We start from the raw sequence: 22,246 nt of genomic DNA, 5'->3' as shown, positions 1-22,246 counted from the left end.
AGTCGAGGGGTCACAGGGATCCGGGCCACGCGGCTCGGGCGCGTGGCCGGTCGGCCCGAGTGTGCGGCATGTCGTCGGATCCCGCTGTGGGGCCATGCCTCGTCGGCCGCCCGCCGGCCCGGCTCGTACGTGTGCCGGCCCGGTGACCTGGACCGATATATCTGACCTGCGCTTTCGCGCGCGGTCCTGCACCCTGGGCAGATGGGAGCGTGGGAACTCCTGCTGGTCGCGGTGGTGCTGCTGCTCGGCCTGTGCGGAGTGCTGGTGCCCGGCGTGCCGGGGTCCTGGCTGGTGTGGGCCGGGGTCATGTGGTGGGCGCTGGAGGATCCCCGGCCCGCCGCCTGGTGGGTGCTGGTCGGCGCCACCGTCGTGCTGCTCGTGTCCTGGGCGGTCCGCCGGGGCCTGCCACCCCGGCGCCTGACGGAGAGCGGCGCCACTCCCCGCATGGGCGTGTACGCGGGCTCCGGCGCGTTCCTCGGCTTCGTGCTGCTCCCCGTGCTCGGCGCGATCCCGGGCTTCGTCGGCGGTATCTACCTCTCCGAACGGCTCCGCCTCGGCCGTCACGGCGCGGCGAAGGCCGCCACCCGCACGGCGATGCGCGCGGGCGGGTCGAGCGTGCTGGCGGAACTCTTCGCGTGCCTGCTGGTGGCGGGGGCGTGGGTGGGTGTGGTGTTCGGCGGCTGAGACCGGCCCACGCCGTCCGGCACCACCGCGCGCCCCGCACGGCGCGCCCCCATGCCGCGCCCCCACACCGCGAGCCGCCACGCTAGAGCACGCCCTCCAGGCCGAGGAGGAGACGCTTGCGGCCGAGGCCGCCGGCGTACCCCGTGAGGGTGCCGTTCGCGCCGATCACCCGGTGGCAGGGGCGGAGGATGAGGAGGGGGTTCGCGCCGATCGCCCCGCCCACGGCCCGTACGGCGGCCCGGGGCGCCCCGATACGGGCGGCGATGGCACCGTACGTGGTGGTCGCGCCGTAGGGGACGTCGTCGAGCGCGGCCCAGACCCGGCGCCGGAAGTCGGTGCCCTCGCCGCGCAACTCCAGCCGGAACTCCGTGAGGTCCCCGGCGAAGTAGGCGGCGAGCTGCTCCTCGGCCGCCCGGAAGGGCCCCGGGTCACGCACCCAGCCCGGCAGCGGGACCCGCCCGCCCTTCTGGTCCGGCACGGAGAGCGAGGTGAGGGCGCCGGAGCCGTCGGCCGTGAGGAGGAGGGGGCCGGTGGGGCTGTCGACGACGGTGTAGTAGGTGTCCTGCTCGGTGCTCACGACTGAACTCCTTGTCCCAGAGCCGTTTCCTGCGCCTGTGCCCGTGTCTTGGGTTGTGCCTGTGCCCGTGTCTTGGGTTGTGCCTGCGACTGCGTCCGCACCCGTGTCCGCGTCCGTCGCCGGGCGGCCGTGACCGGCTCCCGCTCGTCCGCCGTGCCGAGGTGCTGGAGGGCGTACGAACGCCAGGGCCGCCAGGCGTCCGGAAGAGTCTCGTCCCGGGGTGCCGCGTCCGGGTCGCCGAGGGCGCGGGCGCGGATCGCCGCGACGGTACGGGGGCCCAGTCCGGGCAGGGCGAGCAGGGCCGCCTCGGTGGCGTCCCGGTCCGCCCCCACGTCGAGGCGGACGGTGCCGTCGGCCAGGGCGGTGGCGAGAGCGCCGAGCGGGCCGGCCTCGCCGGTCAGCGCGGCCGGTTCGGGGAACAGGTGGGTCAGCGTCCCGTGCGGGACGTCCAGGGTCTTGCCGTACGCCTGTACGAGTCGCGCCGCCTCCTCGCGGCCCACGAGCGCCCGTACCGCGAACTCCTCCGGATCGGCCGCGCCCGGCGAGCGCAGCCCCGGCCGGGCGGCGACGAGCGGGGCGAGGCGCGCGTCCTCGGCGAGGCGCGCGTCCACGGCGTACGGGTCGGCGTCCAGATCGAACAGCCGCCGCAGCCGCTGCACGACGGTGGTCAGGTCCCGGGGGTCGGTGAGACGCAGCCGGGCGTCGAGCCAGCCGCCGGGGTGCTGGGCCGCGGACGGGGCCGGGGGCGGCGGTGTGCGCGGCCGGCCGCTCACCGGCCGTTCTCCGACCTCGGCGATGGCGGTGCCGTACGGCAGGCGGAGGGTGCGCCGGTAGGTGCGCCGGCCGCGTGCGCCGGTCATCTCCTCGACGCCGGTGACGGCCTCGGCGGCGAGGACGTCGAAGAGCGCGGTGGACTGGTACGGGCCCCGGTGAGCGAGCCGGAGCGGGATACCGGCGCTCGGCGAGGCCGCGGAGCGCCGGGGTGCGCCGGCGCGAAGGCCGCTGGGCGTCAGGGCGTACACGGCCTTGATCGTGTCGTTGAACTGGCGCACGCTGGCGAAACCGGAGGCGAAGGCGATCTCGGTGACCGGCAGCGCGGTGGTCTGCAGGAGCACGCGGGCGGTGTGGGCCCGCTGGGCGCGGGCCAGGGCGACGGGCCCGGCGCCGACCTCGGCGGTGAGCTGCCGCTGGACCTGGCGCGCGCTGTATCCCAGCCGAACGGCCAGCCCTGCGACGCCCTCCCGGTCGACCACGCCGTCCCCGATGAGCCGCATGGCCCGCCCCACGGCGTCCGCGCGGACGTTCCACTCCGCCGACCCGGGGACGGCGTCCGGCCGGCACCGCCGGCAGGCGCGGAAGCCCGCGCCCTGGGCGGCGGCGGCCGACGCGTAGAAGCGGACGTTCTCCCGTTTCGGCGTGACCGCCGGGCAGCTCGGCCGACAGTAGATTCCGGTCGTCCCGACGGCGAAGAAGAACTCGCCGTCGAACCGCCCGTCCCTACTGCGTACGGCCTCGTACCTGGTGTCCTCGTCCCTCATGACATCAAGTGTCGGCGACGGCGACGAGCGGGGCTGGCGGGATTCGGACACGACGCTGGGCGCCCCGGGGGACGGGGAAGGGAAGCAGGGGCGCGCGGCCTCGCCTCCCCCGGGGGCGTGCGCGCGGAACCGCGCGACACGCCCCTCCCGCCCGCGCCGGGATCAGCGACGGCCGCCCCTCTTCGCCTCCATCGCCGCGCGGCCCTCCGCGCCGCGCCGCTTCCACTCCTTGCGGATCTCGGCCCGCACCCGCGCGTCGCTCTTGGCGACGATCCGCTGGTTCTCGCGGAGCAGCTTGCGGTAGCTGTCGAGGCGTCGCTCCGGCAGTTCACCGGACTCGACCGCGCCGAGGACCGCGCAGCCGGGCTCGGCGATGTGCGCGCAGTCGTGGAAACGGCAGTCGGCGGCGAGGGCCTCGATCTCCGCGAAGACCTGTCCGACCCCGCTCTCGGCGTCCCAGAGGCCGACGCCGCGCAGGCCCGGGGTGTCGATGAGGACCCCGCCGCCGGGCAGGGCGAGGAGGTTGCGGGTGGTCGTGGTGTGCCGTCCCTTGCCGTCCACGTCACGGATGGCCTGGACGTCCATCACGTCGTCGCCGAGCAGCGCGTTGGCGAGGGTCGACTTGCCGGCGCCGGACTGCCCGAGCAGTACGGAGGTTCCGCCGGAGAGCACCGCGGCGAGGACGTCGAGGCCCTCGCCGAACGCGGAACTGACCGTCAGCACGGCGACGCCGGGCGCGACGGTCTCCACGTCCTGCACCAGATGCGCCAGTGTGGCGGCGTCCGGCACGAGGTCGGCCTTGGTGAGCACGACCACCGGTTGCGCCCCGGACTCCCAGGCCAGCGCGAGGAACCGTTCGACACGGCCGAGGTCGAGTTCCAGGGCGAGCGACACGGCGACGACCGCGTAGTCGACGTTGGCCGCCAGGATCTGTCCCTCGGCGCGCTTGGAGGAGGTTGAGCGTACGAAGGCGCTGCGGCGGGGCAGGTAGGTGCGGACGTAGCGGGGGTCGCCCGCGGGTTCCACGGCCACCCAGTCGCCCGTGCACACCACCCGCAGCGGGTCGTGGGGGGTGACGAACGCGGTGTCGGCCCGCAGCAGACCGTCCGAGGTGATGACGTCGCACTGCCCGCGGTCGACCCGGACGACACGGCCGGACAGCAGACCCTGCTCGGCGTGGACGGCGAACTCCGCTTCCCAGCCCTCGTCCCAGCCGTACGCGGCGAGGGGGTGCGGGGAAGTCGAAGAGGCCGAAAGAGAAAGGAGGTTCAAGGGAAACCCTTCACAAGGGCGGCCCCGGCGGCACGCGTGTGCGCGCTGTGTGGGAAAGGTCAGCCGGAGGCCACGGGGGTGGAGTGGATGATCTTCTGGTTGCGGGCAGCGCCCATCACAGAGACAGCCATCGGTCACACCTCCCGTTTCTCCGTACGACTGACGTACTTCCGCGTACTGGTTCGTCCTACTGACACACGACTGACAGCGGCAGCCGTGAGCCACCGCGTGAAGCCCCCTCAGGATAGGAACACCCGGCGGCGCACGCCAGCCAATTTCTCAGGGGCTTGGAACGGCTGCCGCACCGCAAAGGGGCGGGGGACCGACGCCCGGGTTCCCCCGGCCGTCGGTCCCGTACGGGTCACTTCCCGAGGAAGGCGAGGAGCGCGGTGTTGACCTCCTCCGCGTGGGTCCACAGCAGACCGTGCGGGGCGCCCTCGATCTCGACGTAGTCGGCGGAGGGGAGCGCCTTGTGGAAGGGGCGGGCGGTGCCCTCCACGGGCAGGATCCGGTCGCCCGTGCCGTGCAGGATCAGGGCCGGCACGTCGATGGCCGGGATGTCCGCCCGGAAGTCGGTGTACCAGGTCGACGGCGCGGCGGCGGCGGCGAAGAACCCGCCGCCGGCCGCGACGTCCCAGCTGTGGCGGACCGCTTCCTCGCTGATCCTGGTGCCGAGGTTCTCGTCCAGGTTGTAGAAGTCCTCGTAGAAGGCGGTGTAGTAGGCGTACCGGTCCGCCTTCACGGCCGCGACGACGCCGTCGAAGAACTCCTTCGGGGCGACCCCGTCGGGGTTGTCGTCGGACTTCAGCAGGCAGGGCTCCAGCGACGCGAGGAACGCCACCTTGGCGATCCGCTCCGTGCCGTGGGCGGACACGTAGCGGGCGACCTCGCCCGTGCCCATGGAGAACCCGACCAGGACGGCGTCACGCAGGTCGAGGGTCTCCATCACCGTGTTCAGGTCGGCGGCGAAGGTGTCGTAGTCGTAGCCGGTCGTCGGCTGGCTGGACTGTCCGAAACCGCGGCGGTCGTACGTGATGACGCGGTACCCGGCCTCCAGGAGTACGGCGCTCTGCCGCTCCCAGGAGTGCCCGTCGAGCGGGAAGCCGTGGATGAGGACGACCGGCTGACCGCTCCCGTGGTCCTCGTAGTAGAGGTCGATGGTGGTCGAGTTCTCCTGGCCCACGGTGATGTACGGCATGGGGTTCGTTCCTTCGTTCGCGGATGACCGGCGTCCGGCTGAGCGGCACGCACGGCGGGAATGCGACGACCATAGGAAGAATCACCCGCTGTCGATCGTCCACGAGTGCACCGGTTCTTGCCCGGCAGCGCAAGGGTGGAGCCGGGGTTCGCGTTCGCGGGGGCCCGCCGGCTGTCCGCGACGGTGCGCCGCGACGGGCGCCACCGCACGCGCTGCGGGGCGGGGCGGAGCGGGGCGCGCGCCCCGGGCGGGCTCTGGGCCCTCCGGGACGCGACGCGTTCACTTCCCCGTCGCGCAGGGACTCCCGTCGAGGGTGAACTTCACGGGGTCGGGGTTGTCGAAGCCCTGCCAGATGCCGAGGAAGCCGACGCCGAAGGTGCCGCCCGCGGCCACGGACTTGTTGTAGTCGGCGGCGGTGACGCTGACCTGCGAGCCCTCCTGGTCGAAGGTGCCGTCCCACATCTGGGTGACGCGCTGGTCGCCCGCGTAGGTCCAGCCGAGGCGCCAGCCGTCGATGGCCTTCTTGGAGGTGACGGTGACGGTGGCCTGGAAGCCGCCGGGCCACTCGTTGACGAGCTGGTAGCGGACGTGACAGACGGCCTTGGGCGACTTGCCGGGGTCGACCGGCTTGTGGGAGACGCGGGCCGGCGACGAGGAGTCGCCCTGGGGCTCCTCGTTACTGTTGCCGCCCTTGTCCTTGTCGTCCTTGTCGCCCTTGTCGTCCTTGTCGCCGGAGCCGGTCGGCCCGGGCCGGGTCGTGCTCTGCAGTTCGGACCCCTCCCCGGACGGGGGCGGGGACACCGGGAACCTCGGGTCCTGCTGGACCACCGGTGAGTCGTCGGCGGACGGGCCGCCGGCGACCGTGTCGTCCTCGCCGAAGGGCATGAGGGAGACGGCGAGCGCCAGCACGGAGACCAGACCGGCGGCGACGAGCAGCCCGTTGCGGCCGAACCGGGGCCCCGGCTCCCGGCCCGGTGAGAGTCCGCGGTCGCTACCGGTGGCGTCGGCGCGCCCGGGGAGCAGCCCGGCGTCGGCCGCGCGGCGGCGGCGCTCCAGGTAGGCGAGTCCGCCCCAGCCGATCACGCCGCCGGCGAGCGCGGCGGGCAGACCGCCGCCGTGCAGGCCGAGACAGGCCGCGGCCTCGGCGCACTCCACGCAGGTGGCGAGGTGGCGCGAGAGGTCGTCGGGGGTGTCGGTGCCGGGCGACCGGGTGACCGCGTCCAGCAGCCGGGCGTAGCTGCGGCAGTCGGGGTTCATGGGTGTGTCGAGCTGGCTGCGGGCGCAGCGGTCCCTGAACAGCGCACGCACCTGGTCGAGTTCGGACCGGGCGACTTCCGGGTCCAGGCCGAGGCGGCGGGCCACCGAGCCCAGCGGCAGCGACTCGACCTCGGCGAGCCACAGCAGGGCCGCGTCGGGTTCCTGCATGTCACGCAGGGCGCGCAGGGCGAGGGGGCGGTGCAGCGGCGGGCCGGTGTAACGGGCGGCCTTGTCCGAGTTGAGCCACAGGCGCAGGTCGGGGTCGAGCCGGTGACCCTGGCCGCCCGTCTCCCAGGTCGCGGCGGTGGTCCTGACCCAGGTCAGGAGGAAGGGTATGCGTGGCAGTCGCAGGGCACGCCGTCCGGCACCGCGGTCGGCCCAGATGTCGAACTCCAGGGCGCGGGCCTCGTGCATGCCGTGCGTGAAGGCGTCGGTGGCCAGTTGGGTCGCCGCCGTCGAACCGGACGTGCACAGGTCGGCGTACGACAGGACCGCGTCCCAGCACTCCGAGAACAACGCGGCCTCGGCGGCGTCCTGGGGCTTCGGCAGGTCGGGCATGGGTCTCCTGCATCCACAGAGCGAGGGGGGAAGTTCGCAAAAGCGGTCAACTACCCTTTGCTTCAAGGGAGTTGGGGGGACCACCTTGCGGGTGGCCCAGAGCTTTTCACGGTTTCCGCACAACTGACAAGCCGCGTCTTCAACTGCCGTCACCAGCGGTCACGCTTGTGGAGTGGTACGTACGCCGGACCCGATCGACTCAACGGTCACAGGAGTTACCGAAGGGAAACGTCGTCGGTACTCTCCGTGTCGGCCCCCCTTCTCTCCCTCTCTAGCCCCTGGTCGTCTCCTCGGCCGCCTCCTTGGGCGCCCCTTCGGGCACCTCCTCGACGGCCGGGAGGCTGTCCATGAAGGAGCTGACGGAGAAGACGGCGTTGCCGGGGCCGGGCGGGCCGTAGCCGGGCGGCGAGGACAGTCCGAACTCGTCCATCGTGGCGCGATAGGCCTGCAGCAGCCGGATGTGGTACTCCAGCGGCGCCCCCTGCGGGTTGGCCTTGCCGAGCGGGGTCGTGGGCTCCGGGCACCAGGTGGTGAAGCGGGGCGTGATGCCGTGCGACATGAAGAAGCGCAGGCCCTCGGTGGTCGAGGCGATGGCCTCGTCGACCGTGGTGAACCCGAACGGCTCGGCCATCTCCACGCCCGCCACGAAGTTGGGGATCACGTTGCGCGCGCCGAAGACGCCCGCCGAGTCCAGGATCCGCTTGTGCCACTCGTCGCGGCCGACGTAGCGCTCCTTGCCGGGGCAGTACATCTTGAAGAGGTACTCGTCCCACACCTCGTAGTTGGGGTGGTAGATCTTGACGCCGTAGTCGTGGAAGCGCTTGACGTCGTCCATCGGCAGCGCCTGGGCGACGACCTTGCCGATCCAGCGGTCGGGGAAGCGCTCCTCGATGGCCTTGGCGTAGTGGCCGTAGAAGTCGGCCTCGTCCCGGCCGGAGACCGTCTTGGTGATGGCGCCGCCGGTGAGCGTGTACGCGGTGGAAGTCTTCGCCGTGTCGTACCGGTCGATGATCTCCAGCGCCTCCAGGACCTCGTCGACGTCCTTCACACCCGTGTACGGCCGACCCGCCGCCTTGTGCTGGCGCCAGTTGTGGTTGATGTCGCAGTACTGGCACTCCTCCTTCGCGCCGAAGTACTGGCAGACCCGGAAGACGGTGAGGTAGATCAGGTAGCCCCACTGGATCGTCGGGGCCACCTCCATCACGGACTTCCCGTTGGAGAGGGTGTGCCGGTAGTACTCGGGCATGGGCGGCACGCCGACGTCGGCGATGCGCCGCCCGTCGAGGTAGAGGCCGAGGAGGCCCTCCTCGTCGGAGGCCACCCGGTAGGGCGAGGCGGGGTTGACCCGTACGGAGACGACCGTGCGCCGCAGGTCGTACGGGCCGCCGGTGAGGATGATCTCCTCCGGCGGGCGGCGCAGTGCGGCCTCGCCCAGCTCGGGGAGGGTGCCGTGGTCGAAGGAGAAGATGAAGTACGACTTCGGCTTGACATCGCCCTTCTCGTTGTCGCTCAGCGCGGAGGCGTCGAACGCCACTCCACCCCTGAGCAGGTCCTCCTTGAAGACGGCTTCCCGTGGCACGTGCGGGAACCTCTCCATCAGGTCCTCCACCAGTGCGGTGCGGCTGCCCATCCCGTTCTCCTCGCTCCCGACGTCACGCAAGAGGTCGTCCGTCGTCGTTGTTCGCCACCTCACGGTATGCCTCCGCGGGCGGGGACGTGGGAGCGGGGGCCCTCGGCGGGGCGAGGGTGACGGCGGTCACCGGATTCCTCGTGAGTGCCGCCGCGCGGGCACCGGCCGCCGGGAGCGGTCCGGGGGGCGGCGGCCGCTCCTCGTGCCGGGGCCGGTCGATTCGTTCGGGTGCCTCGTGGCATGGGCCGCCGCGGTGGCGGCGCCGGGTTCACGCCATGCGTTCCAGCGTCGTGCGGTCCAGGGCATGGGCCAGTTCCCGGCCGGTGGTGAGGCGTTCGGCCTCTTCCGTGACCGCGAGGCCGAGACGGGCGACCTCGTTGCCCTGGGAGCCGGCCAGGTGGGGGGTGACGAAGGCGTTCGGCAGGTCGAGGAGGGGGGAGTCGGCGGGCAGGGGTTCGGGATCGGTGACGTCGAGGATCGCGGAGAGCCGGCCGGCGCGCAGCTCGTCGAGGAGGGCGTCGTGGTCGACGAGGGCGCCGCGCGCGGTGTTGATCAGGACGGCCCCGTCGGGCATGAGGGCGAGTGCGCGGCGGTCGAGGAGCCGGTGGGTCTCGGGGGTGTCCGGGGCGTGCACGGTGACGATGTCGCAGGTGCGCAGCAGGTCGTCGAGCGGCAGCAGGGGTACGCCGAGGGCGGCGGCCCCGGCCTCGTCGACGTAGGGGTCGGTGAGGCTCACCCGGAGGTCGAAGGGGCGCAGCAGCTCGATGACGCGGCGGCCGATGCGGGAGGCGCCGATGACACCGACGCGGCGGCCGTGGTTGCCGATGCCGGGGACGAATCCCCAGCCCGGTGAGGCGCGCTCGGTCCGCAGGCGTTCACGGCGGCCGAGGATGTCCTTGCCGGCGAGCAGGATCATGGCGAGCGTGTACTCCGCGACGGGCACGGCGTTGGCGGCGGCGGCCGTGGAGACGGCGATCCCCCGCTCCCAGACGGCGGGGGTGACGAACCCCTTCACCGAGCCCGCCGAGTGCAGCACCGCCCGCAGCCGGGGCGCGGCGTCCAGGACCGCCCGGTCGATACGGGGGCAGCCCCAGCCCGTGACCAGCACCTCGGCCTCGGCCAGCGCCTTGTGGACCCGGGGGTCGGCGAAGTCCTCGGCGACCAGGGCGGGATCGATCTCGACGCTCTCGCGCAGCCGTGACAGCACCTCCGGCGGGAAGACCCGCGGAACGTTCTCTGCCGTCATGGCGAACAGGGCGAGCGGACGCTCGGGCAAGGAAGGACCTTCCGACAGGGGGGAGGCAGGCGACAGCAACCGCTCTCTACGGTAGGCAGGCGCCTGCCAGAGGGTCAATGAAGGAGCGGTGGGACCGGGGCGGAGAAGATGGCCCTCGACAGCGACGGCTCGTGGAGCGCAAAGGACATCCAGCATGACGGCGGAGACCCTGACCAACTGGGCCGGGAACATCACGTACACCGCGAAGGAGCTGCACCGTCCGCGCACCGTCGACGCGCTGCGGGCCCTGGTCGCGGGCAGCGAGCGCGTGCGGGTGCTGGGCAGCGGGCACTCGTTCAACGAGATCGCGGAGCCCGGCCCCGAGGGCGTTCTGCTCTCCCTGACCGGCCTGCCACCGGCGATCGACGTGGACACGGTGGCCCGTACGGTCCGGGTCGGCGGCGGTGTCCGGTACGCGGAGCTGGCCCGCGCGGTGCACGCCCACGGTCTCGCCCTGCACAACATGGCCTCCCTCCCGCACATCTCCGTCGCCGGCTCGGTGGCCACCGGCACCCACGGCTCCGGCGACGGCAACGGTCCGCTCGCGGCGGCCGTGCGCGAGGTCGAGCTGGTCACGGCGGACGGGTCGGCGCTGACGCTCACGCGTGGCGACGAGCGCTTCGGCGCGGCGGTCACCTCGCTCGGCGCCCTCGGCGTGGTCACCGCGCTCACCCTCGACCTGGAGCCCGCCTTCGAGGTGACCCAGCACGTCTTCGGAGAACTCCCCCTGGACGGACTGGACTTCGATGCCGTGTCGGCGTCGGCGTACAGCGTGAGCCTCTTCACCCGCTGGCAGCACGCCGGCTTCGACCAGGTGTGGGTCAAGCGGCGCCGGGACCGGCCCACGACCGACTTCCCGTGGGCCGCGCCCGCCACCGAGGCGATGCACCCGGTGCCGGGGATGCCGGCGGTGAACTGCACCGAGCAGTTCGGGGTGCCCGGCCCCTGGCACGAGCGGCTGCCGCACTTCCGGGCGGAGTTCACGCCGAGCAGCGGGGAGGAACTGCAGTCGGAGTATCTGCTGCCGCGCCCGTTCGCCCTGGACGCCCTGCGCGCGGTCGACGGGATCCGGCACGCCGTGGCACCGGTGCTGCAGGTCTGCGAGGTCCGGACGATGGCCGCCGACGAGCAGTGGATCGGCCCCGCCGAGGGCCGGGACACGGTCGCGCTGCACTTCACGTGGATCGCGGACGCGGCACCGGTCCTGCCGGTGGTGCGGCGGGTGGAGGAGGTGCTCGCACCGTTCGAGGCGCGGCCGCACTGGGGCAAGGTGTTCACCGTGCCGGCGGCCGAACTGGGGCGGCTGTACCCCCGGCTGGGTGATTTCCGGCGGGTGGCCGACGGGCTGGACCCCGCGGGCACGTTCCGCAACACCTTCGTACGGGAGGTTCTCGGCGCGTAGAAGCTCACGGTCGTTCTCCGGCCACGGTCGGCGGTTCGCCGGACGACTTCGTAAACCCCCTTTCCTAACCCCTTGTAGAAAGCCCCTTCCGCGCCATAGCCTTCGACCGCGCCGGGGCAACAGGCCTCGTCATGGCCTGGAGGGATCGAGGGGATCATGTCGTCGGTGAAGCGCACCTCACGCGACATTCGCACCGCGAACCGCTACGAGGTGCTCCGCCAGATCATCGCCAAGTCTCCCACCTCCCGGCAGGAGCTGGCGGCGGCGACCGGGCTGAGCCTCGCCACGGTCGCCACGCTCGTCGGCGAACTGCTCGACCTCCGCATGATCACCGAGGTCGGGTTCGAGGACTCGGCCGGGGGCCGCCCCCGGGGACTGGTGGCCGTCAACGCGTCGGGGGGCGCGTTGATCGGCGTCGACATCGCCGAGACGTACGTCCATGTCGAGCTGTTCGACCTGGCGCTGAACGTCCTGGCCCGGGCCGAGGAGGACGTCCGGCCCGGCGAGAATCTGCCCGAGCAGATGGTGGGGCACGTGGCCGCCGCCGTCGGCTCGGTGGTCGCGCAGGCCGGCATCGAGGGCGCGCGGGTGCTCGGCGTCGGGGTGAGCGTGCCGGGGCAGGTGGACCGCGCCACCGGCATCTCGGAGTACGCGCCGAACTGGGACTGGCACGACGTGCCTCTGCTCGACCTGCTGACCGAGCACATCGCCTATCCCCTGTACCTGGACAATCCGCTGCGCGCCGTCGCGGTGGCCGAGCTGTGGTTCGGGGCCGCGCGGGGGCGCGGTGACGCCGTGATCGTCAACCTCGGGACCGGTGTGGGAGCCGGGCTCGTTCTGGGCGGCGGGCTGCACCGGGGCGTGAGCAACAGCGCCGGGGAGTGGGGCCACACCACGATCGTGCTGGACGGCCGACTGTGCCACTGCGGCAACCACGGGTGCGTGGAGACGTATGTGGGCGCCCCGGGGATCATGCTGAACCTCCGGGAGCTGAGTCCGCGCAGCACGCTGCTGCATCCCGAGGACCAGACGGCCACCATCGCCGCGCTCGCGCGGGGGGTGGCCCGGCAGGACCCGGTGGCGATCAAGGTGGTGCGCGACACCGCCCGCTATCTGGGTGCGGGCATCGCCGACCTGGTCAATCTCTTCAATCCCGAAGTGGTCGTGCTGAGCAGCTGGGTCGCGGCCGCCCTCGGTGAGCCGCTGGTCGCGGAGGTGCGCGAGGCCGTCGCCCGGCACGCGCTGCCGCGCCCGATGGCCGCCACCGACATCGTCCTCTCCCTGATCCCCACCGACCCGGCATGCCTCGGCGCGGCGACCTTCGCGCTGGAGGGCGCGCTCCAGTCGGTCGGGCAGAAGCCGGGCAGACGCGCCGCCCCGGGCAAGCCCGCCGTACGCCGTCGAGGGCGCCTCGACGAGCGCGAACGGCTGCACCCACACCCCTGAGCCGAGGGCCGCCGGACCCTGACCCGGCGGCCCTCACCCCCACGTCAAATGCATTGCACCGCACGGACGTTCGGAACACCGAACCGAATACAACGCTTCGAACAGACTTCGTCCAACCCCTTGCCGAAGCCTTAGCCGAAGGTTAACGTCCCGCACCGCAAGCCTCTTTGAGCCAACTGGCACTGAGCCGCCGAGCCGTGGGCGCAGCGCCGCAGCCGTACTCGAGACAAGGACGTCAGCATGTCGGCAATGAGCAACAGCAACTTCGACCGCCGCTCCGTACTGCGGGCCGCCATGGGTCTGGCCGCCGCCGGCGGTCTGGCCGCATGCGGCAGCAACACCGGCCGGAGCAACGGCGGGGGGTCGGGCGCCGGTCTCACGCAGTACTTCCACGCGTACGGCGAGGCGGGCACCGAGCAGGCGATCAAGAAGTACGCGAAGGCCTACAAGGGCGGAAACGTCACCACGCAGTGGATCACCGGTTCCAACTTCGAGAGCAAGCTCTTCGCTTCGCTGCTCACGGACAAGGCCCCCGACTGCTTCGAGTTCCACCCGCAGCTGCAGATGATCGAGAGCGGTCAGGTCGCCGACCTCAGCGATCTGATCAACCCCGTCAAGGACGACTTCAACCCGGCCGACATCGCCTCGCACACGGTCGACGGGAAGATATACGGCATCCGGATGATCGACGACCCGCAGTTCTTCTTCTACCGCAAGTCGATGTTCGAGAAGGCCGGTGTCGAGGTCCCCCAGACGCTGGAGGAGCTGGCCGAAGCCGCCGCCAAGCTGACCACCAGCAAGGTCAAGGGCGCCTACCTCGGCAACACCCTGCACTCGATGATCAACCCGCTGATCTGGTCGGCCGGCGCGCAGCACCTCGACGACAAGAACCAGATCGCCTACCACACGGACGCGGTCGTCGACGGCTTCAAGCAGCTGCGCAAGCTGTTCACCAGCGGTGATCTGCTGCTCGACGCCCCGACCGACTTCTGGGACCCGTCGGCGCTCAACCAGGGCCTGACCGCCATGCAGTGGTGCGGCATGTGGGCGATGCCCCAGATGCAGGAAGCGCTCGGCGACGACCTCGGCATCTTCCCGTTCCCGAAGGTCGGCGACGCGGGCAAGCTCTCCGTCTACAACGGCGGCTGGTCGATGTTCGTCAACGCCAAGGGCAAGAACGTCGACGAGACCAAGGAATACGTGAAGTGGCTGTGGATCGACCAGAAGGAGTACCAGGAGGACTGGGCGCTCTCCTACGGCTTCCACATCCCGCCGCGCACCTCCATCGCGCAGTCGGCCGAGAAGCTGAAGTCGGGTCTGCCCGCTGAGGGCGTCAAGCTCTTCAACGAGTACGGCAACTTCGACAACATCGGCTGGACCCAGGCGAGCATCACCGCCCTGGAGGACGTCCTCGCCAACTCCGTGCGCAAGGGCGGCGACCCGGACAAGGAACTCACCAAGGCCGACGCGAAGGTCAACAAAGAGCTCAAGAAGCTCTTCGGATAGGCCGGCGGACAGGTACTCACACCATGTCGACCATCACCAAGGACGGCGTCTCCAGCCCCGCCCCGGCCAAGGCCTCCCCGGCCAAGCCGCGGCGGGGGCTGCGGGGCTCCCCCACCTTCAACTTCTGGCTCTTCACCGGGCCGTTCCTGATCGGCCTGGCGGTCTTCGTCTACCTGCCGATCCTGTGGAGTCTGTATCTGTCGTTCTTCGAGGCCCGTTTCACGGTCACCCCGAGTACGTTCATCGGCTTCGAGAACTATGTGACGATGCTGACCGACGAGGACTTCATGGGGTCCCTCGTCACCTTCACGATCTTCGCCCTCTTCATCGTGCCGACCACCTGGGCGGCCTCGCTGGGGCTGGCGCTCATGGTGAACCGGCTGCGGTTCATGCGGGCGTTCTTCCGGTCAGTGTTCTTCCTGCCCACGGCGGTCAGCTATGTCGCCGCCTCGCTGGTGTGGAAGATGTCCATCTTCAGCGGTGTCCGCTTCGGCATGATGAACACCTTCCTGGGCGTCTTCGGCATCGAGAACACCTCCTGGCTGGCCACCCCCGACCCGCCGTGGTACTGGCTGGTCATCCTGAGTGTCCGGCTGTGGCTCCAGGCCGGCTTCTACATGATCCTCTTCATCGCGGCCCTGCAGAACATCCCGCAGGAGCTGTACGAGGCCGCCTCGATCGACGGTGCGAAGCCGGGCTGGCAGACCTTCTGGCACATCACCCTGCCGCAGCTGCGGGCGACCTCCACCGCCGTGATCCTGCTGCTGCTCGTGGCGGCGTACCAGGCCTTCGACGAGTTCTTCAACCTGCTGTCGAAGACCACCTGGGGCAGACCGCCACTTGTCGAGCTGTATTACAAGGCGCTGGGTGACAGCCAGGACTACGGCGCGGGCAGTGCGGGCGCGCTGATCCTCACCGTACTGATCTGCCTCGTCACCCTGCTCCAGGGCAAGTTCATGGGATTCGGAAGGGGTGAGGAGTCCAAGTGACCACCACCACGACACCTCCGGCGGACCGGGCGGACGTGTCGGCCAAGCCGCGTCGCGTGCGCACCGGCAGTGTGATCGGCTCGACCGGGCTGTACGTCGCCACCGGCTTCGCCGCCCTCCTCTTCCTGATCCCGTTCTATCTGATCCTCCGCAACGCGCTGATGACGGACCCGGAGATCACGGGCGAGGAATGGCAGTGGTTCCCCACCGACATCCAGTGGGGCAACATCAGCGAGCCGTTCGACGATCCGTCGGTCGACTTCGCGCGCTCGCTGTGGAACTCGGCGGTCGTCGGCGTCCTGCACACCGTGGGTACGCTGCTCGTCTGCTCGCTGGCCGGCTACGGCCTGGCACGTATCCCGTACAAGCACGCCAACAAGATCTTCTACGCGGTGCTGGGCACCCTGATGGTCCCCACCGCCGTGACCTTCGTGCCCAGCTTCGTGCTGGTGTCCTCCCTCGGCTGGATCGACACCTACCGGGGCCTCATCATTCCGGGCCTCTTCAGTGGTTTCACCTGCTTCCTGTTCCGGCAGTACTTCCTGGGGTTCCCCAAGGAGCTGGAGGAGGCGGCGCGTGTGGACGGGCTCGGATACATGGGCGCGTACTGGCGGGTGGTCGTACCCAACTCGCTGAACTTCTTCGCCGCGATGGCGACGATCACGTTCATCAGCGGGTGGAACTCCTTCCTGTGGCCCCTGGTCATCGGTCAGGACCCGAGCGCGTGGACCGTCCAGGTCGCACTCTCGAACTACATGACCGGCCAGACCGTCAACTTCCACCTGATCTTCATGGCCACAGCCATCTCCATCCTGCCCCTGGTGTTCGTCTTCCTCTTCCTCCAGCGCTGGCTGGTGCAGGGCATCGCGCAGACTGGGATCAAGGGCTAGGAAAAAATCAGCAAGGAGACCGATGTCTTTCCGCACCACCGGCACCACCACCTCCTCCACCGGCACATCCGTCGACTACGTCGAGGACGTCTCGCCGGGCAGCGGGGCCCTGCCGCCCCGTGCCTGGTACGCGTCCTCCGACGCCCGGTCGCTGTCGCTCAACGGGAGCTGGCGCTTCCGCCTCTCCCCCAGCGCCGACGCCGAGGACGACTCGTTCGCGGCGCAGGGGTACGACGCCGGGGGCTGGGCGGAGGTGGCGGTGCCGGGCCACTGGGTGCTGCAGGGGGACGGTGCCTTCGGGGCGCCGATCTACACCAACCACCTGTACCCCTTCCCGGTGGACCCGCCGCGGGTGCCGACGGAGAACCCGACCGGCGACCACCTGCGGTTCTTCGACCTGCCGCAGGAGTGGCCCGCTCTCGACGAGGGCGGGGCGGTGCTGCGGTTCGACGGTGTGGAGTCCTGTGCCCGGGTGTGGCTGAACGGCACGGACATCGGTGAGTTCAAGGGGTCCCGGCTGCCGCACGAGTTCGCGGTCGGGCACCTGCTGAAGCCGGCGGGGAACGTGCTCGCCGTCCGGGTCCACCAGTGGTCGGCGGGCTCCTACCTGGAGGACCAGGACCAGTGGTGGCTGCCCGGCATCTTCCGGGACGTCACCCTGCTGCACCGCCCTGCGGGCAGCGCCCTCGACTTCTTCGTGCACGCCGCCTACGACCACACGGGCGGCATCGGGACCCTGCGCGTCGACTCCGACGTCGACGGCCGGGTCCTCGTGCCCTCCCTCGACATCGATGTCGCGACCGGCGAGCCGGTGACGGTCCCGGTCGAGCCGTGGACCGCCGAGACCCCGAAGCTGTACGACGGCGAGCTGGTCACCGAGGGCGAGCGCGTCCCGCTGCGGATCGGCTTCCGCACGGTCGTGCTGGAGGACGGCCTGCTGAAGGTCAACGGGAAGGCGATCCTGTTCAAGGGCGTCAACCGGCACGAGTGGCACCCGGAGACGGGCCGCGCCCTGGACCTGGAGACGATGCGCGAGGACGTGCTGCTGATGAAGCGGCACAACCTCAACGCGGTCCGTACCTCGCACTACCCGCCGCACCCGGCCTTCCTCGATCTGTGCGACGAGTACGGCCTCTGGGTGATCGACGAGTGCGACCTGGAGACGCACGGCTTCACCGAGCAGAACTGGCGGGACAACCCCGTCGACGACGACCGCTGGACCCCGGCCCTCCTGGACCGCGCGGCCCGGATGGTCGAGCGCGACAAGAACCACCCCTCGGTGGTCATCTGGTCGCTCGGCAACGAGGCCGGCACCGGCCGCGGCCTCACCGCCATGGCCGAGTGGATCCACGGCCGCGACGGCTCACGTCTCGTGCACTACGAGGGCGACTGGGACTGCCGCGACACCGACATCTACTCCCGGATGTACGCCGACCACGCCGAGACCGAGCGCATCGGCCAGGGTCTGGACGGCGGTACCCACAAGCGCCGCGGGCTCCCCTTCATCCAGTGCGAGTACGGCCACGCCATGGGCAACGGCCCCGGCGGCATCGCCGACTACCAGCGCATCTTCGAGGCGCACGAGCGCATCCAGGGCGGCTTCGTCTGGGAGTGGATCGACCACGGCGTCACGCACCCGGAGCTGGGCTACGCCTACGGCGGCGACTTCGGCGAGGAGCTGCACGACGCCAACTTCGTCTGCGACGGCCTGATCTTCCCCGACCGGACGCCGTCCCCCGGCCTGATCGAGTTCAAGAAGGTCATCGAGCCGGTCCGTATCGACGGCGACGGTAGGGCCGGAACGGTCCGGGTGCGCAACGCGTTCGACTTCGCGGATCTGTCGGAGCTGGCCTTCGAGTGGGCGTACGAGGTCGACGGGAAGACGGTGGAGGCCGGCGCCCTGGCGGTGCCCGACCTGAAGCCCGGCGAGTCGGCCGAGGTGAAGCTGCCGCAGCCGCCGTCCGGCGGACCGGCGGGCGAGGCGCTGTGGACCGTACGGGCGCTGCTGGCCGAGGACACGGCCTGGGGCAGGAAGGACCACCAGGTCGCGTGGGCCCAACTGCCGTCCGTCGAGCGGCCGTCGCCGACCGTCGCGTCGAGCAACCGCCCCGCGGCGAGTGAGCGGCTGATCCATCTCGGCCCGGCCTCCTTCGACGTCCGCACGGGCGCGCTGAAGACCATCGGCGAAGTCGACGTGACCGGGCTGCGCCTGGACGTGTGGCGGGCACCGACGGACAACGACGCCGCCGATCCCTGGCACCCGGTCCCGCCGTACGCAAAGCTGTGGCGCAAGTTGGGCCTGCACCGTATGCGACACCGCCTCGACGGGGTGGAGTTGGGCGAGGACGCGCTGACCGTGCGCACGCGAGTGGCACCGGCCGCCGCGGAGGTCGGCCTGCGCACGGCCTATCGGTGGACCGCCGACGACACCCGGCTGAAGCTGACCGTGTCGGTGGCCCCGGAGGGCGACTGGACCGTCCCGCTCCCGAGGCTCGGCATCCGCTTCGGGCTGCCGTCGGCGAACGCGGTGACGTGGTACGGCGGCGGCCCCGGCGAGGGCTACCCCGACACCAGGTCGGCGTCCCTGGTGAGCCGTCACCACTCCACGGTGGACGAACTGCAGACCCCCTACCTCCGCCCCCAGGAGAACGGCGCCCGCCCGGACGTGCGCTGGGCGGAACTGGGCGGTCTGCGCGTCGACGGTGACCCGGAGTTCTGGTTCACGGCCCGCCGCTGGACCACCGAACAGCTGGACGCCGCCGAGCACCTCACCGACCTGCGGGCCGGCGACACGGTCTGGGTCAACCTCGACCACGGCCAGATGGGCATCGGCTCCCAGTCCTGCGGTCCGGGCCCGCTGCCGCAGTACCAGCTGCTCGCCGGGCCGGCGGAGTTCTCGTTCGTGTTCTCGGCGACGAGGTCGTAAGGAGCAGGTGGTGGGCCGGGGTGGAGCGGCCGGTCGGCGATCACGCCGACCGGCCGCTTCTCACGGGCCGCGAGCCGCTCCTGGACGGTGCTCAGAAGCGGATCGGACGGCACCGCGAGGGACAGGGCGTCCCGAGGGCCGGTCCCCCCGCACCAGAAGGGAAGAGGGGGCGGCCGGCCCCGCGTCCGTGCTCTTGATCGGGGTGGTGACGGCCGTGACCGTGCCCGTGCCCATGCCCATGCTCCATGAAGCGCCGCCCGGTTGCCGCTGCCGTCCGCGGCCGCCTCCGCGGCACGACCCTGCCGCCTGTGGAGGATCGAGGGGGCACATGAACGTCGAACGATCACGGCGTGGCTGCCGGGTGCCAGGGATACGACGGATCACCTCGTCCCTCACTGTTTCCCCAACTGACCTTGCACGTCACACTGATTGACGTTGAACCTGAGCACCGCTCATCTTCCCCACGCCCCCCGGAGAGCCCCCATGCGTTCCACGAACCCCCCGCGCCCGATGCGAAGACTGCTCGGCGCGTTCGCCGCCGGCGCGCTGGCCGTCACCGGTCTGGCCACCACCGGCGCCACCCCCGCCGCGGCGGCCACCGACGGCACGTTCAACGTACTGACGTACAACGTCGCCGGTCTGCCGGAAGGACTCAGCTCGGGCAAGCCCGCGACGAACACCCCGCTGATCTCGCCGCGTCTCGGGGCGTACGACATCGTCAACGTGCAGGAGGACTTCAACTACCACGCGGCCCTGTACGCGGGCGACAATCACCCCTACCGCACGGCGACCAGCGGCGGGGTGCCCTTCGGCGACGGCCTCAACACTCTGTCGGACTACGCGTTCGACGACTTCCAGCGGGTGAAGTGGAACACCTGCACCGGCACCAACTGCCTTACCCCGAAGGGCTTCTCGCTCGCCCGCGTACGGCTCGACGAGGGGGTCTACGTCGACCTCTACAACGTGCACACGAACGCCGACTCCGACGACGCCGCCATGGCCGCGCGCCGCGCCAACGTCACCCAGCTCTCGGAGTTCATCAAGGCGAACTCGGCGGGCAACGCGGTGATCGTCATGGGCGACACCAACACCCGCTACACACGCACCGGCGACAACATCCGCAGCCTGGCCGGCGAGAACGGCCTCACCGACCCGTGGGTGCAGCTGGTCAAGGGCGGAGTCGCCCCCGCCCTGGGCAGTGACGCGCTGGTCTGCCCGACCACGGCCCCGGCCAACGACTGCGAGGTCGTCGACAAGGTCTTGTACCGGGACAGCAACGTGGTCGACCTGACCGCGAGCCGCTACAACAACGAGTGGGCGAAGTTCCTCGACTCGGCGGGCGGCAACCTCTCCGACCACTTCCCGCACACGGTCGACTTCTCCTGGAAGCTCAACCCGCGACTGCGGGCCAGCGACTTCGCCGGCGGCCCGCACGGCACCGCGTTCACCGACGCGGACAACCTGCCCTCGACGGTCTCGCCCCGCACCCTGACCCTGCGCGGCGCCTCCCGCCTCGACGGGATCTCGCTCACGCTCGACGGCGGTACGACCCTGACCCACGGCGGTACCGGCGGCACGGCGGCCTCCCTCACCCTGGCCTCCGGCGAGCACCTCACCTCGGTGAAGCTGACGCAGGGCCAGAAGGACGGCCGTACGCGGATCTTCTCCGCCGCCTTCGGCACGGACAAGGGCCGCACCCTCGCCTCCGGCACGGCCACCTCCGACGCGAAGACCTTCACCGCTCCCACCGGCTGGCAGATCGTCGGCTTCACCGGCCGCGCGGGAGACGAGATCGACAAGCTGGGCGTGCTGTACGCACCGATCGGCTGAGCACCCCCGGCACGAGGCCGTCCCCCGGACCCCAGGCCCCACCCCGACCGCCACGGGGTGGGGCCGGCCGGGATACACCTCTCCCCGGCGGGGACGGTCGGGGGCCGGGCCGGTGTCCCTATCATCGGGCCATGACGACACCGACAGCCGCCGGCAAGCCCTGTGCTTGCGGGAGTTACTCCTACCTGGTGCCCCTTCACGAGGACGCGGGCGGAGACCAGGTCTGGGAACGCAAGACCACCGAGTGCACGAGTACGACGCAGAGCACCTACGCCCAGGGCCATGACGCCAAGCTGCGAAAGTTCCTGGTGTCGGCGGGCGTCGCCGGCCACCGGGTCCACCGCGCCGAGGGCAATATCGTGATCGTCAAGGACCCGGCACGGGTGGCCGCCGACCTCGGCTGGGAGAGCGACGTGCGCGCGGCCATCGACAGAGGCAAACGGGCGTCCTGACGGTCGGAAGCCCATGAGCCGGCCGGTCCCCCGCCCCACCGTGACCACCAGGGGGTCCGGCCGGCGGGTGGGCCGGCCGGCGGGGGCCGGACCGCAGGGGCCGCCGCCGACGCGTCCGGGTACGGCACAGGGGCGGGCGGACCTTAACCTAGAGCCCCTAGGTTCCCGTCCCGTCCAGAGGTGGCCCATGCCCCGAGCCGGTCTCACCCCCGACCGCGTCACCGCGGCCGCCGCCGATCTCGCCGACGAGGTCGGCTTCGAGAACGTCTCGCTGTCCGCGCTGGCCCGCCACTTCGGGGTCAAGGACGCGAGCCTGTACTCGCACGTGCGGAACCTCCAGGACCTGCGCGTCCGGATGGCCCTGCTGGCCGGTGGCGAGATGATCGAGCAGATCGCGGCGGCCGTCGCCGGACGGGCCGGCAAGGACGCGCTCGCCGCCTTCGCCGGGGCCTACCGCGAGTACGCCCTGCGGCACCCCGGCCGGTACGCGGCCACCCAGCTCCCGCTCGACCAGATCCCCGTCACCGACTCCCCCGCCCTGCGCCGCACCGCCGAGATCACCTACGGCATGCTCCGCGCCTACGGCCTCGACGAGCCCGATTCCACGGACGCCGTACGGCTGTTGCGCAGCACCTTCCACGGTTTCTGCGCCCTGGAGGCCGGCGGCGGCTTCGGCGCGCCCCGCGACGTACGCAGGTCCTGGGACCGGTGCGTCGAGGCGCTGCACCTGGCGCTCACGCACTGGCCGCGGGAGAACCCCGAGACGGCGTGATCCGGCCGGAGCCGCCCGTGAGGTCCGGTGGTCCCACACGATC

17 protein-coding genes are annotated in these 22,246 nt (G+C 71.2%); 10 read left to right on the top strand and 7 right to left on the bottom strand.

Annotated features, from left to right (window positions below; all coding sequences use genetic code 11):
- The first annotated feature begins 201 nt into the window (after positions 1-201).
- Positions 202-684, top strand: coding sequence for a DUF456 domain-containing protein (locus STRBO_RS0111545; protein WP_005482080.1), 483 nt, complete (start codon positions 202-204; stop codon positions 682-684).
- A gap of 82 nt (positions 685-766) precedes the next feature.
- On the opposite strand, the gene STRBO_RS0111540 is transcribed toward STRBO_RS0111545, so the two are convergent.
- From STRBO_RS0111540 to STRBO_RS0111510, 7 genes are all read right to left on the bottom strand, one after another.
- On the bottom strand, positions 767-1,261 hold the full coding sequence (locus STRBO_RS0111540) for a methylated-DNA--[protein]-cysteine S-methyltransferase (protein WP_005482079.1): 495 nt from the start codon (positions 1,259-1,261) through the stop codon (positions 767-769).
- Positions 1,258-2,799, bottom strand: coding sequence for a DNA-3-methyladenine glycosylase 2 family protein (locus STRBO_RS0111535; protein WP_020114219.1), 1,542 nt, complete (start codon positions 2,797-2,799; stop codon positions 1,258-1,260). The genes STRBO_RS0111540 and STRBO_RS0111535 overlap by 4 nt, the downstream gene beginning before the upstream one ends.
- Positions 2,800-2,961: 162 nt before the next feature.
- Positions 2,962-4,071, bottom strand: coding sequence for a ribosome small subunit-dependent GTPase A (rsgA, locus tag STRBO_RS0111530; protein WP_005482077.1), 1,110 nt, complete (start codon positions 4,069-4,071; stop codon positions 2,962-2,964).
- 361 nt (positions 4,072-4,432) lie between these two features.
- Positions 4,433-5,269: an alpha/beta fold hydrolase gene (locus tag STRBO_RS0111525; protein ID WP_005482076.1), complete on the bottom strand. Its 837-nt coding sequence runs from the start codon at positions 5,267-5,269 to the stop codon at positions 4,433-4,435.
- A 279-nt stretch (positions 5,270-5,548) separates the two neighbouring features.
- Positions 5,549-7,084, bottom strand: a complete 1,536-nt coding sequence (locus STRBO_RS0111520; RefSeq protein ID WP_005482075.1) for a cellulose-binding domain-containing protein — start codon at positions 7,082-7,084, stop codon at positions 5,549-5,551.
- A 271-nt stretch (positions 7,085-7,355) separates the two neighbouring features.
- Positions 7,356-8,714: a radical SAM protein gene (locus STRBO_RS0111515; protein WP_020114218.1), complete on the bottom strand. Its 1,359-nt coding sequence runs from the start codon at positions 8,712-8,714 to the stop codon at positions 7,356-7,358.
- 268 nt (positions 8,715-8,982) lie between these two features.
- Positions 8,983-9,990, bottom strand: coding sequence for a hydroxyacid dehydrogenase (locus tag STRBO_RS0111510; RefSeq protein ID WP_005482071.1), 1,008 nt, complete (start codon positions 9,988-9,990; stop codon positions 8,983-8,985).
- Between the two features lie 154 nt (positions 9,991-10,144).
- On the opposite strand from STRBO_RS0111510, the gene STRBO_RS0111505 reads away from it, so the two are divergent.
- The 9 genes from STRBO_RS0111505 (at position 10,145) to STRBO_RS0111465 (ending at position 22,203) form a co-directional block, all read left to right on the top strand.
- Positions 10,145-11,392, top strand: coding sequence for an FAD-binding protein (locus STRBO_RS0111505; protein ID WP_005482070.1), 1,248 nt, complete (start codon positions 10,145-10,147; stop codon positions 11,390-11,392).
- Positions 11,393-11,548: 156 nt separating this feature from the next.
- A complete protein-coding gene (locus STRBO_RS0111500; protein WP_005482069.1) occupies positions 11,549-12,838 on the top strand; it encodes an ROK family transcriptional regulator in 1,290 nt (429 codons plus the stop codon).
- Between the two features lie 240 nt (positions 12,839-13,078).
- On the top strand, positions 13,079-14,344 hold the full coding sequence (locus STRBO_RS0111495; protein ID WP_028796594.1) for an ABC transporter substrate-binding protein: 1,266 nt from the start codon (positions 13,079-13,081) through the stop codon (positions 14,342-14,344).
- Between the two features lie 23 nt (positions 14,345-14,367).
- Positions 14,368-15,333: a carbohydrate ABC transporter permease gene (locus STRBO_RS0111490; RefSeq protein ID WP_005482066.1), complete on the top strand. Its 966-nt coding sequence runs from the start codon at positions 14,368-14,370 to the stop codon at positions 15,331-15,333.
- A complete protein-coding gene (locus STRBO_RS0111485) occupies positions 15,330-16,223 on the top strand; it encodes a carbohydrate ABC transporter permease (protein WP_005482065.1) in 894 nt (297 codons plus the stop codon). The genes STRBO_RS0111490 and STRBO_RS0111485 overlap by 4 nt, the downstream gene beginning before the upstream one ends.
- A 22-nt stretch (positions 16,224-16,245) precedes the next feature.
- Positions 16,246-19,149 carry a glycoside hydrolase family 2 TIM barrel-domain containing protein gene (locus tag STRBO_RS0111480; RefSeq protein ID WP_005482063.1) on the top strand — a complete coding sequence of 968 codons (2,904 nt, stop codon included), beginning with the start codon at positions 16,246-16,248 and terminating at the stop codon, positions 19,147-19,149.
- Positions 19,150-19,659: 510 nt separating this feature from the next.
- A complete protein-coding gene (locus STRBO_RS0111475) occupies positions 19,660-20,979 on the top strand; it encodes a jacalin-like lectin (RefSeq protein ID WP_005482059.1) in 1,320 nt (439 codons plus the stop codon).
- Positions 20,980-21,110: 131 nt separating this feature from the next.
- A complete protein-coding gene (locus STRBO_RS0111470) occupies positions 21,111-21,431 on the top strand; it encodes a hypothetical protein (RefSeq protein ID WP_202499259.1) in 321 nt (106 codons plus the stop codon).
- A 187-nt stretch (positions 21,432-21,618) separates the two neighbouring features.
- Positions 21,619-22,203 carry a TetR/AcrR family transcriptional regulator gene (locus STRBO_RS0111465; protein ID WP_005482057.1) on the top strand — a complete coding sequence of 195 codons (585 nt, stop codon included), beginning with the start codon at positions 21,619-21,621 and terminating at the stop codon, positions 22,201-22,203.
- Positions 22,204-22,246 lie beyond the last annotated feature (43 nt).

Origin of the sequence: Streptomyces bottropensis ATCC 25435 (assembly GCF_000383595.1) — a bacterium.
Lineage (GTDB): Bacteria > Actinomycetota > Actinomycetes > Streptomycetales > Streptomycetaceae > Streptomyces > Streptomyces bottropensis.
This window is presented reverse-complemented; position numbering and strand designations above follow the sequence as displayed.

Excerpts from the sequence above, each read along its gene's own strand:
- STRBO_RS0111520 (WP_005482075.1), bottom strand. The coding sequence starts at position 7,084 with ATGCCCGACCTGCCGAAGCCCCAGGACGCCGCCGAGGCCGCGTTGTTC.
- STRBO_RS0111525 (WP_005482076.1), bottom strand. The coding sequence starts at position 5,269 with ATGCCGTACATCACCGTGGGCCAGGAGAACTCGACCACCATCGACCTC.
- STRBO_RS0111495 (WP_028796594.1), top strand. The coding sequence starts at position 13,079 with ATGTCGGCAATGAGCAACAGCAACTTCGACCGCCGCTCCGTACTGCGG.
- STRBO_RS0111490 (WP_005482066.1), top strand. The coding sequence starts at position 14,368 with ATGTCGACCATCACCAAGGACGGCGTCTCCAGCCCCGCCCCGGCCAAG.
- STRBO_RS0111470 (WP_202499259.1), top strand. The coding sequence starts at position 21,111 with ATGACGACACCGACAGCCGCCGGCAAGCCCTGTGCTTGCGGGAGTTAC.
- STRBO_RS0111505 (WP_005482070.1), top strand. The coding sequence starts at position 10,145 with ATGACGGCGGAGACCCTGACCAACTGGGCCGGGAACATCACGTACACC.
- STRBO_RS0111480 (WP_005482063.1), top strand. The coding sequence starts at position 16,246 with ATGTCTTTCCGCACCACCGGCACCACCACCTCCTCCACCGGCACATCC.
- STRBO_RS0111500 (WP_005482069.1), top strand. The coding sequence starts at position 11,549 with ATGTCGTCGGTGAAGCGCACCTCACGCGACATTCGCACCGCGAACCGC.
- STRBO_RS0111475 (WP_005482059.1), top strand. The coding sequence starts at position 19,660 with ATGCGAAGACTGCTCGGCGCGTTCGCCGCCGGCGCGCTGGCCGTCACC.
- STRBO_RS0111465 (WP_005482057.1), top strand. The coding sequence starts at position 21,619 with ATGCCCCGAGCCGGTCTCACCCCCGACCGCGTCACCGCGGCCGCCGCC.
- STRBO_RS0111545 (WP_005482080.1), top strand. The coding sequence starts at position 202 with ATGGGAGCGTGGGAACTCCTGCTGGTCGCGGTGGTGCTGCTGCTCGGC.
- STRBO_RS0111515 (WP_020114218.1), bottom strand. The coding sequence starts at position 8,714 with ATGGGCAGCCGCACCGCACTGGTGGAGGACCTGATGGAGAGGTTCCCG.
- STRBO_RS0111535 (WP_020114219.1), bottom strand. The coding sequence starts at position 2,799 with ATGAGGGACGAGGACACCAGGTACGAGGCCGTACGCAGTAGGGACGGG.